13 protein-coding genes are annotated in these 13,514 nt (G+C 54.5%); 2 read left to right on the forward strand and 11 right to left on the reverse strand.

Going from position 1 to position 13,514, the window contains the following annotated elements; genetic code table 11:
* Positions 1 to 380: 380 nt before the first annotated feature.
* Positions 381 to 1,226: a 4Fe-4S binding protein gene (locus HMPREF3119_RS07400; protein ID WP_015422351.1), complete on the forward strand. Its 846-nt coding sequence runs from the start codon at positions 381 to 383 to the stop codon at positions 1,224 to 1,226.
* Positions 1,227 to 1,275: 49 nt separating this feature from the next.
* On the opposite strand, the gene trpS is transcribed toward HMPREF3119_RS07400, so the two are convergent.
* From trpS to HMPREF3119_RS07455, 11 genes are all read right to left on the reverse strand, one after another.
* Complete coding sequence (gene trpS, locus HMPREF3119_RS07405; RefSeq protein ID WP_004237902.1) at positions 1,276 to 2,304, reverse strand: tryptophan--tRNA ligase; 1,029 nt, start codon at positions 2,302 to 2,304, stop codon at positions 1,276 to 1,278.
* A 2-nt stretch (positions 2,305 to 2,306) separates the two neighbouring features.
* Positions 2,307 to 3,026 (reverse strand): phosphoglycolate phosphatase, encoded by a 720-nt coding sequence (locus HMPREF3119_RS07410; RefSeq protein WP_004237901.1) that lies wholly within the window; start codon positions 3,024 to 3,026, stop codon positions 2,307 to 2,309.
* On the reverse strand, positions 3,023 to 3,697 hold the full coding sequence (gene rpe, locus HMPREF3119_RS07415; protein ID WP_070579171.1) for a ribulose-phosphate 3-epimerase: 675 nt from the start codon (positions 3,695 to 3,697) through the stop codon (positions 3,023 to 3,025). The genes HMPREF3119_RS07410 and rpe overlap by 4 nt, the downstream gene beginning before the upstream one ends.
* A gap of 40 nt (positions 3,698 to 3,737) precedes the next feature.
* Entirely contained in the window at positions 3,738 to 4,556 is an 819-nt protein-coding gene (gene dam, locus HMPREF3119_RS07420) for an adenine-specific DNA-methyltransferase (RefSeq protein ID WP_036415636.1), read from the reverse strand.
* A gap of 90 nt (positions 4,557 to 4,646) precedes the next feature.
* Positions 4,647 to 5,603, reverse strand: coding sequence for an SPOR domain-containing protein (locus HMPREF3119_RS07425; protein ID WP_070579174.1), 957 nt, complete (start codon positions 5,601 to 5,603; stop codon positions 4,647 to 4,649).
* A gap of 145 nt (positions 5,604 to 5,748) precedes the next feature.
* Complete coding sequence (gene aroB / locus HMPREF3119_RS07430) at positions 5,749 to 6,831, reverse strand: 3-dehydroquinate synthase (protein ID WP_036413281.1); 1,083 nt, start codon at positions 6,829 to 6,831, stop codon at positions 5,749 to 5,751.
* A gap of 31 nt (positions 6,832 to 6,862) precedes the next feature.
* Entirely contained in the window at positions 6,863 to 7,387 is a 525-nt protein-coding gene (gene aroK / locus HMPREF3119_RS07435) for a shikimate kinase AroK (RefSeq protein WP_004237896.1), read from the reverse strand.
* A gap of 515 nt (positions 7,388 to 7,902) precedes the next feature.
* Positions 7,903 to 8,964: a secretin N-terminal domain-containing protein gene (locus tag HMPREF3119_RS07440; protein WP_015422352.1), complete on the reverse strand. Its 1,062-nt coding sequence runs from the start codon at positions 8,962 to 8,964 to the stop codon at positions 7,903 to 7,905.
* A complete protein-coding gene (locus HMPREF3119_RS07445; RefSeq protein ID WP_070579177.1) occupies positions 8,951 to 9,466 on the reverse strand; it encodes a hypothetical protein in 516 nt (171 codons plus the stop codon). Before HMPREF3119_RS07445 ends, HMPREF3119_RS07440 begins: the two co-directional genes overlap by 14 nt.
* Positions 9,463 to 10,023 carry a hypothetical protein gene (locus HMPREF3119_RS07450; RefSeq protein WP_024474691.1) on the reverse strand — a complete coding sequence of 187 codons (561 nt, stop codon included), beginning with the start codon at positions 10,021 to 10,023 and terminating at the stop codon, positions 9,463 to 9,465. Before HMPREF3119_RS07450 ends, HMPREF3119_RS07445 begins: the two co-directional genes overlap by 4 nt.
* A complete protein-coding gene (locus HMPREF3119_RS07455; protein ID WP_032098627.1) occupies positions 10,020 to 10,829 on the reverse strand; it encodes a hypothetical protein in 810 nt (269 codons plus the stop codon). The genes HMPREF3119_RS07450 and HMPREF3119_RS07455 overlap by 4 nt, the downstream gene beginning before the upstream one ends.
* A gap of 150 nt (positions 10,830 to 10,979) precedes the next feature.
* Here HMPREF3119_RS07455 and mrcA point away from each other — a divergent pair, with 150 nt between their 5' ends.
* Positions 10,980 to 13,505 (forward strand): peptidoglycan glycosyltransferase/peptidoglycan DD-transpeptidase MrcA, encoded by a 2,526-nt coding sequence (gene mrcA / locus HMPREF3119_RS07460; protein ID WP_070579180.1) that lies wholly within the window; start codon positions 10,980 to 10,982, stop codon positions 13,503 to 13,505.
* Positions 13,506 to 13,514 lie beyond the last annotated feature (9 nt).

Below are 13,514 nucleotides of genomic sequence, written 5' to 3' on the forward strand. Positions count from 1 at the left end.
CATTTCGCCCTCAGCCGGAACCGACCCCATATACATTGCTCGCTTAATTGATTTTGTAATCGTTATTATTATTGTTGTTGCCGGATAACGGCTTATTGTCAGATTGCGACTGGTAACCATTCGCAATAAATCATTTGTAATACAATAACCTGCAGTTATTAACCTATAGTTATTTTACGGTTTTACGATTCAGCCGGGTTGTTTTGCATCAAAAAATGAGTGCGTGAAAAGCAGATTATTGATCCCGTCAGTGGCAGACGGCATCCGCTCATGGGAAAATAGTGACCAGCTCAATATTATGATCAGGAAAAGGAGTTAACGTTATCAGACGCAGCGCACTCAACTACCTGATAAACGGCGAAAAAACCACACCGCCGTCAGTGAATGATCACTGTGTCAGGAAGAAACTCAAAAACAGTCAGTGTGATAACTGCGCCGCCTGCTGCCCGGCAGATGCGGTCACATTCGGCTATCTCGACGTCAAAATTGATAATGACCGCTGTTTTCAGTGCGGAAACTGCCTGTTTGTCTGCCCGTCTGATGCTATTGAACACATCCCTGTCCGCGAACGCAACTACAACAATAACGGGCAACTGGTGATTGAGAAGAAAGAAACCCCGGCCAGCGCGGAAGAGCTGCTGGTCTGGCACCGGCAGTACCATATCCGCGGGATGCAGATAGCAGAGCCGGAAGTTGATAACTGGCTGCCGGTACTGGCAGCGCTCAATCTGCGCCTGAAAGCCCTCGGCGAACCAATCTGGCAGTTGACTATCATCCCGCCGCCGCCGGTGGATACCGGAAAACGTTTTGCGCTGTTCCGGCAGAAAACCATCAGTAGCGGGCTGAATACCGGCCGTGCCAGAACCGGTCTGAATGAGCGAAAAAAACTCTGGCCGGATGACAGCTGGTTTGATGTGCGCCCGGATACGGAAAACTGTATTTTATGTACCGCCTGCGCGGCAGTGTGTCAGGAAGGGGCTATCACTATTGCGGATAATCAGTTTACCGTGGATAAGACAAAATGCAGCGGCTGCATGAGCTGCCGTGACGTCTGTTTCCCGAAAGCGATCGATGTCATACCGCAGGCAGAAAAAAACAGTCAGCCGGTCCGCTATGCTTATTTTGATGCTCATTGCAGCAGCTGCCATCTGCCTTTTATGAGCTGGCAGCCGGGACAGACATTATGCCCGGTATGCCGTTCACGAAAAGAGAAAGGCTGGCTGTAACGACAGAGATAAAAAAAGCGCCGAAAGGCGCTATTTTTATATCATGTAATTACAGCGGACGACGTACAAAACCAATCGCGTCGTGTACTTTATCCAGCGTGACCTGTGCACGGGCAGAGGCTTTCTCAGCACCCTCTTTCATTACACGGTTCAGTAACACATCATCGTTACGGATTTCGTGATAACGGGTCTGTAACTCTGTCAGCATGCCGGAAACCGCATCCGCCACCGCACCTTTCAGGTGACCGTACATCTGGCCTTCAAATTCAGCTTCCAGCGCAGCAACCGGTTTGCCGGTCACACCAGAGAGAATATCCAGCAGGTTGGAAACACCCGGTTTATTTTCCAAATCATAAATCACGCGTGGCGGCTCTTCAGAGTCTGTCACCGCGCGTTTGATTTTCTTCGCTGCCGCTTTCGGATCTTCCAGCAGGGCGATCAGGTTGTTACGGTTATCATCGGATTTCGACATTTTTTTCGTCGGATCCTGTAACGCCATCACACGGGAGCCGCCTGCCGGGATAAACGGATCCGGCACCACAAACACATCACCGTAAATGGCATTGAAGCGCTGTGCGATATCACGGCTCAGCTCCAGATGCTGTTTCTGGTCGATACCGACCGGCACCTGGTTAGTCTGATACAGCAGGATATCTGCGGCCATCAGCACCGGATAATCAAACAGACCGGCGTTGATGTTTTCGGCATGACGGGCAGATTTATCTTTAAACTGTGTCATGCGGCTCAGTTCGCCGAAATAGGTGTAGCAGTTCAGCGCCCAGCCCAGTTGTGCATGCTGCGGCACATGGGACTGAACAAACAGTGTATTTTTTGCCGGTTCCAGACCACAGGCCATATAGAGCGACAGTGTATCCAGTGTGCGCTTGCGCAGCTCAGCCGGATCCTGACGGACAGTGATCGCGTGCTGGTCAACGATGCAGTAAATGCAGTCAAAATCATCCTGCATTTTTACCCACTGGCGCAGTGCGCCCATGTAGTTACCGATGGTCAGTTCGCCGGAAGGCTGTGCGCCGCTGAATACAACGGGTTTATGTGCTTTGGTGTTAGTTCCGCTCATGATTATCCTTCCTGATGAGTTAACGGAGGCAGTCCGAGTGCAGGCAGCAGACCCGCGAAGTCGGACAGTACGCAATCCGGATTGCTGTCAGCAATCGGAATACCGTAGTTGTAGCCGTAGGTCATGCCGACACAGGGACATTCCGCTGCCCGTGCCGCCAGGATGTCATTGCGGGAGTCCCCGACAAACAGCATCTCTTCCTTACGCAGCCCGAACTCACCCAGCGTCAGGTAGAGCGGAGCCGGATGCGGCTTCTTATTTTTCACATCATCCCCGCCGAGCACGACAGAGAAAAATTTATCCAGACCGGTTTCAGCCAGCAGCGACGGAATAAACTGAGACGGTTTGTTGGTCACGATCGCCAGATCCAGCCCTGCGTCTGCCATCACCTGCAATGTCTCTGCCACATGCGGGAATGCCGGACTGCCGGTTTTAACGGTCTCAGCATAAAAATCATCAAACAGCTGACGGCATTTCGCGTGCAGTGCAGCATCAGGTTTTTCACCGGTTGCATGAGTCAGGGCACGTTCCAGTAACATATCAACGCCGTTACCGACCCAGACAGATGCCATTTCCCGGCCCGCTTTCCGGTAGCCCAGTGCTTCCAGTGCGCGATCAGTCGCTTCCGCCAGTCCCTGAATACTGTCAGTCAGTGTGCCGTCCAGGTCAAATGCAACGGCTTTAATCCCTGTGAATTGCTGTACTGCTGTTTTGTCTGTCATGCTGAAACCTTTGTTAATTCTTTACGCATATCATCAATCACGGCTTTGTAATCCGGTTTGCCGAAAATCGCAGAGCCGGCCACAAACATATCCGCACCGGCCTGCGCCACTGCCGCGATATTTTCAGTCTTAATTCCGCCGTCGACTTCCAGGCGGATATCACGGCCGCTGGCATCAATGCGGCGGCGGACTTCTTCCACTTTTTTCAGTGTTTCCGGAATAAAGGACTGACCACCGAAGCCCGGGTTTACCGACATCAGCAGGATCAAATCCAGTTTATCAATCACATAATCGAGGTAACTGAGCGGCGTGGCCGGGTTGAATACCAGGCCCGGTTTACAGCCGCATTCGCGGATAAGCTGAATGGTGCGATCAACGTGCTCGCTCGATTCCGCGTGGAATGAAATGTAGGTTGCGCCCGCTTTGGCGAAGTCCGGCACAATGCTGTCCACCGGTTTGACCATCAGATGCACATCAATCGGCGCGGTAATACCGTAATCACGCAGCGCCTTGCACACCATCGGTCCGATAGTCAGGTTCGGGACATAATGGTTATCCATCACGTCGAAGTGAACCACATCGCCGCCTGCGGCGAGAACTTTCGCGGTGTCTTCCCCCAGACGGGCAAAGTCAGCAGATAAAATGGACGGAGCAATCAAAAACTCTTTCATTCCTGTTTCCTCTTAATAAGACGCCGCCGGGTTCAACGGCTTACTGTCCGCGGTAAAGCGCCAGTAATTCATTCACTTTCTGGCGGTTAAGTGTGTTGCGGCTGATAGTGCGGCGCACTTTGACAATATGCAGTTGCGCCTGATGATACCACTCCCGGGTCAGCGGGGTGTCATGATTCGAGATCAGAACCGGAATTTTGCGATCCGACGAAAGCATTTGTGCCAGTTGTGCCAGATTCTGCTGCTCCGGTAACCCGAATCCGCTGGTGTGATACGCCGTAAAATTGGCTGTCAGTGATAACGGCGCATAAGGCGGATCACAATAGACGATATCCCCGGTGCCTGCATTTTCCATGCTGGTCACATAAGACTGGCAGACAAACAGGGCGTTGCGGGCTTTTTCCGCGAACCACAGCAGTTCAGCTTCCGGGAAATAGGGTTTGCGGTAGCGCCCGAAGGGCACATTAAACCGGCCTTTGGAATTATAACGGCACAAACCGTTATAACAATGGCGGTTCAGATAGAGAAACAGAATGCTGCGCTCGAAATGATCCGTGCTCTGATTAAACTGTTCCCGCAGCGCATAGTACTGTAATTCATCATTAAACTGCGGCGTGAACAGCTTGCGGGACTCATCGATAAATTCCTGAGTCCGCTGCTTCACCATCGTGTAGAGGTGGATCAGATCACTGTTGATATCCGCCAGCACATAGCGCGGATAATCTGTATTGAGAAAAACCGACCCCGCGCCGACAAAGGGCTCAATAAGACAATCACCCTCCGGCAGATGCCGTTTTATTTCATCTGCCAGAGTGTATTTTCCGCCGGCCCACTTCAAAAATGCGCGTTGTTTCTTCATGCTGTCTGTAATCATTGCTCAAAAAGGCCAGAGCCGCCGATTCTGCTCTGTTTCAGACAGCAAATCAGCACCTGACGGAATCCGTGTTTATTATTTCATGTCCTGATGCACTTGCTGCATCTTTCTGACCCACGGTTTTTTCCCCTGAATTTCGGCAGGCAGACGCTCAACTTCCCGTTTTGCATCCCCGACTGTCGGGAAATTACCGTACACCAGGACGTACCACGATTTTCCGTTACGTGTTGTCTCATAAACCTGATAGTTGGATAACCCGTGCTTCTGCGCAAAGGCTTTCAGCGTATCCGCACGGCTCGCGCTGCTCAGCTGCAGGGTATAGTTCCCGGCAGGGGCTTTGGCGATCGCGGTGCCGCTTTTTGACGGAACCGGTGCCGCAGTAGCCGGTTTGGTGGTTTCACGCGGTTTGGCTGGTGTTGCCGTGGTGGTTTTCACCGGCTGCGGTTTCACCTGTTGTACCGGTTTCTTCGGCTCTTCCTTCGGAGTGACCACCGGCGGCAGATTATTCATATTCTGCTGCGCCGCATTATTAATACCCACCTGCGTATTTCCCTGATTCAGGGCATCGTTAATATCCCCCGGGATATCCACGCGCTGGCCGGTGCCGGTTGTCTGTGACGGCGGCTGTGCCTGTGTCGGCAGGGTATTGATAGCAGGGAGATTCACGCCGGTCTGCCCGGTCTGTGACGGAACCGGTTCGGTTGGCTGTAACTGTGTTGCACCGTCATTGCTGCCGGTGCCGAGGGTAATCGGGCGCTCGCCGTTCTGTGCCTGCGGCTGGGCTTCCGGTTCTGACGGCGATTTCAGCGCGGAGCTTATCGCGATAATCAGTAATACCAGGACCACAACCGCCACGCCGATCATCATCTGCTGGCGGGAGACGGCAAACTTAGGCCGTGACTGCTGCGGGCGCGGACGCGGATTACGGCGTTCAGGGCGCTCCGGTCTGTCAGATGCGTCCGGACGGATAGATTCATCATCCGGCTGGCTGAAAATCTGTGGTTCTTGCTTTTCGGGTTTAAAGCCGTCCATTTTGCCCTCCCATCAGAGCAGAAACTGTGTCTTTGGATATAACAGAAGAGAACTGACGCCCGGTGAGTGCGTCATAATGCGTAGTGTAACCATTTTCCCGGCACTCAGCGAGACAGATATCAAAAAACTTCTGCCGCCGCTTCTGTTACACGGACTGAATGGCAGCCAGCACCCTGTCATGCGGGATATCCGCACGGACAACTGACCGGCCGATTGTTTCCGGGACAATCAGGTGCAGTTTACCGCCCTGCACTTTTTTATCCCGCATCATGTGCGGCAGATACGCATCCGCCGGCATGGATTCCGGTCCGCGCACCGGCAGCCCGGCGCGGATAAGCAGCGCAATGACCCGCTCTGTCTCTTCCGGGCGGAAGGTCCCGAGCAGTTCAGCCGTGCGTGCAGCCATCACCATCCCTGCGGCGACTGCCTCGCCGTGCAGCCAGACACCGTAGCCCATTTCCGCCTCAATGGCGTGGCCGAATGTATGGCCGAGATTCAGCAGTGCGCGCAGCCCGCTGGTCTCTTTTTCATCCGCAGCCACCACCTCTGCTTTCAGTTCACAGCAGCGGCGGATGCAGTACGCCATCGCCTGCGGCTCAAGTGCCAGCAGACGGTCGATATTATTTTCCAGCCAGATAAAAAAATCGTGATCCAGAATAATGCCGTATTTGATGACTTCCGCCAGCCCTGACGCCAGTTCACGGCGCGGCAGGGTTTTCAGGCAGTCGAGATCAATCACCACACTGACCGGCTGCCAGAAGGCACCAATCATATTTTTACCCAGCGGATGGTTCACGCCGGTTTTACCGCCGACAGATGAATCCACCTGAGACAGCAGCGTGGTCGGCACCTGAATAAAACGGACGCCGCGCTGATAGCTCGCTGCCGCAAATCCGGTCAGATCACCGATAACACCGCCGCCCAGCGCAATCAGCGTGGTATCACGCCCGTGATTGTTTTCCAGCAGCGCAGTAAAAATACGGTCAAGGGTGGTCAGGGATTTATACTGCTCGCCGTCCGGCAGAATCACGGAATCCGCCTGTACGCCGGCGTGCGCAAGGTTGTCGGTCAGTGTCTGAAGATACAGCGGGGCAAGGGTTTCGTTGGTAACTATCATTGCACGCTGACCGGTGGTCAGCGGCGCAAAGGTGCCGGAGAGGGAAAAGAGACCCGGAGCAATTGAAATAGGATAAGCACGCTCACCCAGAGTCACAGTCACTTTTTCCATGGCACCTCCGCATGTTGCCGGTAAAATGAAATTAACTGTTGGTTTCTAACAGTTCAATAATTTGATTTGCAACCACTTTTGCACTCTGATCATCGGTGTGGATAGTAATATCCGCGATCTCTTCATACATCGGATTGCGTTCATCGGCCAGTTTGACCAGGACTTCCCGGACCGGCTCATCGACCTGTAACAACGGACGCTTTTTATCGCGCTGTGTCCGGGCCAGTTGTTTTTCAATATTGGTCTCAAGGTATACAACCACACCCCGCGCAGACAGGCGGTTGCGGGTCTCCCGTGACTTGACGGAACCCCCGCCGGTAGCCAGGACGATACCCTGCTTTTCAGTCAGTTCATTGATGATTTTTTCTTCACGCAGGCGAAAACCTTCTTCACCTTCGACATCAAACACCCAGCCCACATCGGCTCCGGTGCGGCGTTCAATTTCCTGGTCGGAATCAAAGAATTCCATATTTAATTGCTGAGCCAGCTGACGACCAATAGTACTTTTGCCGGCACCCATCGGGCCGACAAGAAAGATATTGCGTTTCTCTGCCATGTTTTTGGTATAACTAAGAATATTCGTTAATGATAACCCGCCCCGCTCACCCGATCAGCGGCGGGACCTCAAATGAAACCTCATGAGTGAATCTGCGTGAGTAACCTGAAATTATCTCCGCACATTCTGCCCGATTGCAACCATACCGGCACGAAACCGGAAAGATACCTCAGGTGCTGCTGTGTGACGCCTGTCGCAATCCGGCCTCTGAACATCCGCACATACTATCATAACGCCTGCGAAAAACCGCGCCTTATATTTCCGTGAATCCTCCTGAAAACAGGAGCTGTACAGAAACATAAGGCGCGATCTGAGAATCAGGACGTTGTCCGTCAACGGATTAACGGCATATTTTACGGCGGCAGTGATTTCATACCTGCTAAATTTGCTAACTCTTGTATGCTAAATCGTTGCAATCGTCAAATGTATAACACCGCAGAACCGGTAAAAAAACCCGTTATTCTGCGCATATAATCCGTGAATAATGATACAACATGCTGATATTGATACAGTTACTAAATATCGATCAACTGCGGTGTAATGAATATCACTAATTCACGGCGGCTGAGTTTATCGTATTGATGAGTAAAAAGCTTTCCCATCAATGGGATCGACGATAAATACGGCACTCCGGTCACCTGTCTGCCTTTATCCTGCTGAAAAATCCCGCCGAGGATCAGGGTTTCCCCGCTGCGGACAATCACCTGTGTGGTGATTTCCTGCTTATCAATGGAATACTGCTCGCTGCCGTTCTGCATCAGCGCCGCACCGGGGGCATTACGGCTGATATGCAGTGTCAGACGTACTTTATTATCCCGCAGGATCTGCGGTGTCACCTCCATCCCCAGTACCGCCTCGCGGAACTGTACCTGTGAACCGGACTCATGGTTTTGCGTGGTGTACGGAATTTCCGCTCCCTGTTTGATACTGGCGGGATGCTCGTGCGCCGTGGTCAGGCGCGGGCTGGCGACAATATCCAGCTGCTGTTCCTGCTCCAGTGCGCTCAGTTCCATCTCCAGCAGATGGCCGCCGAGACGGGCGATATTAAAGGTGAACGTGTTATTTCCCCGCGCCTGATGCAGCTGCAGGCGGTTGCCGGACTCTGGTGACGGCAGCACGGTTCCCCACTGCAGCCCCAGCTCATGCAGCCCTTCCCGCGAGCCGGACACAATATGCGCCGTAATCTGCACCTGCTGCTGCGGCTGATCCATCTGTGCCAGCCAGGCTTCCGCCCGCGACAGCACATCCGGTTGTGCTTCTATAAAGAGGGAATTTGTCAGCGGGTCGGCTTCCGGCGCTTTATTATCTGTAAACCATTCCCCGTGATGCTGTTTCAGCAGGGCCAGCATGTCCGCCGCATCCGCATATTGCAGGGTAAATGTGCGGCTCTGCCCGCTTTCCGGTATCAGCGGCGGGGAATACATCACGGGGAGTTCTGTCAGCACGGCCGGTTCCTCACTGATGACGACAGGCTGAAAAAGATCCCGCGGATGCTGCCCGCCGGGAGCCGCTGCCGCAAGCAGCAGACAACAACCGGTGATCAGCCGGGCGGCTGATTTTGCTTTATTCATCATCATGCCATTCCTTTTCCGGATCCGGTGAATCCGCCCCCGGTAATGCCAGATGCAGTGTCAGCTGCAACAGCGGCGGGGATGAGGAGGTTCCGGGTGTCAGCGGGTGCAGCGAAAGCCGGGTGATCGGCAACTGAGTCAGCTCCCCGCTGAGGGTATCGAGCAGCGCCGCCAGCTCAGGGTAATGCGCCTCAAAGGTCAGCACCCAGCGTTCCGGCTGTTCCGGCGGCTCCTGCTGCCAGCCGGTCAGCAACGGCAGCGCATTTTCGGGCAGTAAGGTAAACAACGGCGGGATATCCGGGGGCGGCAGGATCACCGTTTCCGGGACCACCTGTTCTGACAGTGCTGTCAGCCGCTGCAATTGCCGGAACCGCATTTCCGTTTCCCCGGCTGCCGGTTGCAGATAAAAACACCAGAACACCACACCGGCCGATAACCAGATCCCGGCAGTCACTCCCCACTGCACGCGCCGGTACTGCGCACAGCGCCATACTGTGTTCAGATTCATGACCGGCTCCTCCCGGTCACCAATATAAATTGCCGGATCCCGGCTGTTTTGTGATGCTGCAGGCTGATCAGCCTGAGCGGCATCAGCCCCGGCGGTGCCCGCTGTAATAAAGGATGAGACGGGACAATCACCTGACGGCGGTTCACCGACAGGGCATGGCGCACACTGCTTTCTGTATCATGCTTTTGCTGCTCTGCCTGATAACGCGCCAGCCAGGCATCTTCCGGCAGCTGAGCCTGCAAAAAAACCAGCAAATCCCGGTAACGGCGGTTTTCCCGTGCAGTTTGCTGCTGCCGCAGATTTTCCGTTTCCGCCTGCCGCTGTAGCGCGCGCTGACGGGCAAGTTCAGCCCGCTGCGGCTCAAGACAGATTTCCCGCTCATCAAATGCGGCCTGTAACAACGCCAGATGCTGCACATTCAGTGAATGAAACAGATAAACCGGCAGCAGTGCGGATAACAGCACGCCGCCAGCCATCAGAAACCGGAAAACTATCCTGCGGCAGATTTGCCGTTTCAGCCGGGAGCGCCAGGCAGTCAGATTCACCCGGTGTGTCATAGCCGCTCCTCCCCGCAAAGCACCATCCCTGCCGCCGCCGCGTAGCCCGGCGGGACATCATCCGCTTCCGCATTGCGGTAACGCCGGCATTCCCGCTGCCATGCCTGCGGCAGCAGTGCAGTATCGTGCAGACAGCACAGTGCCGCCTGTGACTCATCAAAACCCTGTGTTTTCAGCTCTGTCAGTAATGACGGCAGGGTCAGGTCAGCCCGTCCGCTCAGTACCGGCTGCGTTTCACCGGCAGTCCAGCAAAGACTGTTCCCCTGACGGAAAACCAGCCAGTCCTGTGCGGCCACCCCCCTGGCGCAGGCAAAACAGCGCAGCGCACAGGGAATAATGCTGAGTACCGTCAGATCCGCGCGGAGTTCCGCCGCCAGCGACAGCCACTGATCACGGACAGTACGGTGCAGCGCCGTCAGAATAATATCGCCGGAAAACCACCGGTAATCATAGATAAGATCCTGATGACGCCCCGGAAATGTGCGCGCCAGCCAGGTATCTATCAGCGGCACCACCGCAGACTGCGCGACACGGCTCTCCGGCAGGCGGATCTGCTGCTGAAGACAGAGTGACACCGGCAGTGCCGCCCGGCAATCCGGCCGCCCGCGGATACGCCGCCGCCATGGCGCCAGTGCAGCCGCAACCGCAGACAGGCCGGGCACACCGTTTTCGGCTGATTCCGTTTCCGGCAGTGTCAGCGTGATAAAATCCTCAAAACACCACCTCCGGCGTATGCGCCGCGCCAGTGCTATCCTGATCTCCCCGTCCTGAAGTGAAATTCCCGCCATCCGTGAAGCAATCCGCATAAATTATCCCTGTATTATTGATATGAGAAATACTTTTTTCTCTTAATTTTCCTGTGGTTACAAAATACGTATTCAAGAAACGCATGAACCTTTATACTACAGGGTCGCTGTTTATAAACTGTCCACCACACGGCTAACGGAAATTTTCAGGTGAAGTTCTTAAAGTATTTATTGATCTTTGTTGTCTGTTGCATTTTTCTTGGAGCAGCATCGATATATGGCATGTACAAATATGTCGAGGCTGACCTGCCCGATGTGGCCACACTGAAAGATGTCAAATTACAGACACCAATGCAGGTCTACAGCGCGGATGGCGAACTGATTGCCCAGTTCGGTGAAAAACGCCGTATTCCGCTGACACTCAGCCAGATCCCGCCGATGGTAAGGAATGCCTTTATCGCGACGGAGGACAGCCGTTTCTATGACCACCACGGAATCGACCCGATCGGGATTTTCCGTGCCGCTTCTGTTGCCATGACCTCCGGTCGTGCCTCACAGGGCGCCAGTACCATCACACAGCAGCTTGCACGTAACTTCTTCCTGAGCCCGGAAAAAACCGTTATCCGTAAAGTAAAGGAAGCGTTCCTGGCCATCCGCATCGAACAGATGCTGACCAAAGATGAAATTCTCGAGCTGTATCTGAACAAAATTTACCTCGGCCAGCGCGCTTACGGCGTGGGGGCTGCGGCTTATGTCTATTTCGGCAAAAGCCTTGATCAGCTGACTCTCAGTGAGATTGCGGTGATCGCCGGGCTGCCGAAGGCACCGTCCACCTTTAACCCGCTTTACTCCAAATCCCGCGCCCTGGCCCGCCGTAATGTGGTGCTGACGCGGATGCTGGAAGAGAATTACATTACCCGCGCCCAGTATGATGAAGCGCGTAATGAGCCGATCGAAGCCCGTTATCACGCCCCGGAAATTGATTTTTCCGCGCCGTATCTGGCAGAAATGGTTCGTATGGCAATGATTGAAAAGTACGGTGAAAATGCCTATACCGATGGTTATAAGGTCTACACCACCGTTAAACGCAAAGATCAGCTCAGTGCTGAAGATGCGGTTCATACCGGTATCATCGACTACGATATGCGCCACGGTTACCGGGGAGCTCAGCAGGTTTTGTGGCCGCAGAACAGTGCGGCATGGGATACAGAGCAGATCCTGAGCAAACTGAAAACGTTACAGGTCTACGGCCCGCTCAATCCGGGTGTTGTGCTGAGTGCGGATGCTAACCGTGCACAGGTGATGCTCAAAGACGGCTCCACCATCGACCTGACCATGGACAGCATGCGCTGGGCGCGCAAATTTATCTCTGATCGCGCTATGGGTCCGGCACCGCGAGCGGTAAACAGTGTGGTGCATGCCGGTGAGCAGATCTGGGTGCGTCAGAACAAAGACCGCTGGATGCTGGCACAGATCCCGGATGTCAACTCTGCCCTGGTGGCACTCAATCCAACGGATGGTGCGGTGATCGCACTGGTCGGCGGCTTTGATTTCGGGCTGAGCAAATTCAACCGTGTCACCCAGTCTCTGCGCCAGGTCGGCTCCAGCATCAAACCGTTGCTGTATACCGCCGCACTGGATAAAGGTCTGACACTCGCCTCCCTGCTCAATGACCTGCCGATTGTCCGTGCGGACGGCGCTGGTCCTGACTGGCGACCGAAAAACTCACCACCGCGCTATGACGGCCCGATCCGTCTGCGTCAGGGGCTGGGACAATCGAAGAACGTGGTGATGGTGCGGGCCATGCGGGCAATGGGCGTGAATTATGCCGCCGATTATCTGCTGCGCTTCGGCTTCCCGGACAGTAACATTGTCCGGACAGAATCCATGGCGCTCGGCTCTTCCTCATTCACCCCGATGCAGATGGTGCGCGGCTATGCCGTGATGACCAACGGCGGCTATCTGGTCGACCCGTATTTTATCAGCCGGATTGATAACACCGAAAGCAAAGCTCTGTTTACCGCAGAGCCGAAAATTGCCTGTCCGCAGTGCACCAACATCCCGGTGATCTACGGCGAAGGTTCACATGACCTGGAAAGCAGCCTGAACAAGGATGCTCTGGAAAACGACGTGGCGAAATCAGACAGCCAGCCGCAGGAAAATGACCAGCCGGCAGCCCCGGAAGCCGACCTGGAAAAAGCACCGCAGGCAGGAAGTGATTCCCCGTATGCACCGCATGTAGTCAGCACCCAGGTGGCCTTCCTGATCAAAGACGCCATGAACTCCAATATCTATGGCGAACCGGGCTGGAGCGGAACCGGCTGGCGGGCAATGCGGGATATCAAACGCCGTGACCTCGGCGGTAAAACCGGTACCACCAACAGCTCAAAAGATGCCTGGTTTGTCGGCTACGGCCCGGACATCGTTGCTGCGGTCTGGATTGGTTTTGATGAAAACGCCCGTGACCTCGGCCGTGGTGAGGCCGGTGCGAAAAGCGCCCAGCCTATCTGGAACGACTTTATGAAAGTTGCGCTGGAAGGTGTGCCGGAACGCAAAGATCCGCCGCCACCGGGAATTATCTCCGTTCAGATCAACCGCAGCACCGGTAAGCTGGGCTCCGGCGGCAACTCCCGTTCCGAATACTTTATCAAAGGCACCGAGCCGACTGATTACGGCGTGTCGGAAGTGGGTACAACGATTATCCAGCAGGACGGCGGTTCGGAAGAACTGTTCTGATTAAGCGGA

This window comes from Morganella sp. HMSC11D09, assembly GCF_001807955.1.
In the GTDB taxonomy this organism is placed as follows: Bacteria; Pseudomonadota; Gammaproteobacteria; order Enterobacterales; family Enterobacteriaceae; genus Morganella; species Morganella morganii.

Excerpts from the sequence above, each read along its gene's own strand:
- trpS (WP_004237902.1), bottom strand. The coding sequence starts at position 2,304 with ATGAGCGGAACTAACACCAAAGCACATAAACCCGTTGTATTCAGCGGC.
- HMPREF3119_RS07410 (WP_004237901.1), bottom strand. The coding sequence starts at position 3,026 with ATGACAGACAAAACAGCAGTACAGCAATTCACAGGGATTAAAGCCGTT.
- rpe (WP_070579171.1), bottom strand. The coding sequence starts at position 3,697 with ATGAAAGAGTTTTTGATTGCTCCGTCCATTTTATCTGCTGACTTTGCC.
- dam (WP_036415636.1), bottom strand. The coding sequence starts at position 4,556 with ATGAAGAAACAACGCGCATTTTTGAAGTGGGCCGGCGGAAAATACACT.
- HMPREF3119_RS07425 (WP_070579174.1), bottom strand. The coding sequence starts at position 5,603 with ATGGACGGCTTTAAACCCGAAAAGCAAGAACCACAGATTTTCAGCCAG.
- aroB (WP_036413281.1), bottom strand. The coding sequence starts at position 6,831 with ATGGAAAAAGTGACTGTGACTCTGGGTGAGCGTGCTTATCCTATTTCA.
- aroK (WP_004237896.1), bottom strand. The coding sequence starts at position 7,387 with ATGGCAGAGAAACGCAATATCTTTCTTGTCGGCCCGATGGGTGCCGGC.
- HMPREF3119_RS07440 (WP_015422352.1), bottom strand. The coding sequence starts at position 8,964 with ATGATGATGAATAAAGCAAAATCAGCCGCCCGGCTGATCACCGGTTGT.
- HMPREF3119_RS07445 (WP_070579177.1), bottom strand. The coding sequence starts at position 9,466 with ATGAATCTGAACACAGTATGGCGCTGTGCGCAGTACCGGCGCGTGCAG.
- HMPREF3119_RS07450 (WP_024474691.1), bottom strand. The coding sequence starts at position 10,023 with ATGACACACCGGGTGAATCTGACTGCCTGGCGCTCCCGGCTGAAACGG.
- HMPREF3119_RS07455 (WP_032098627.1), bottom strand. The coding sequence starts at position 10,829 with ATGCGGATTGCTTCACGGATGGCGGGAATTTCACTTCAGGACGGGGAG.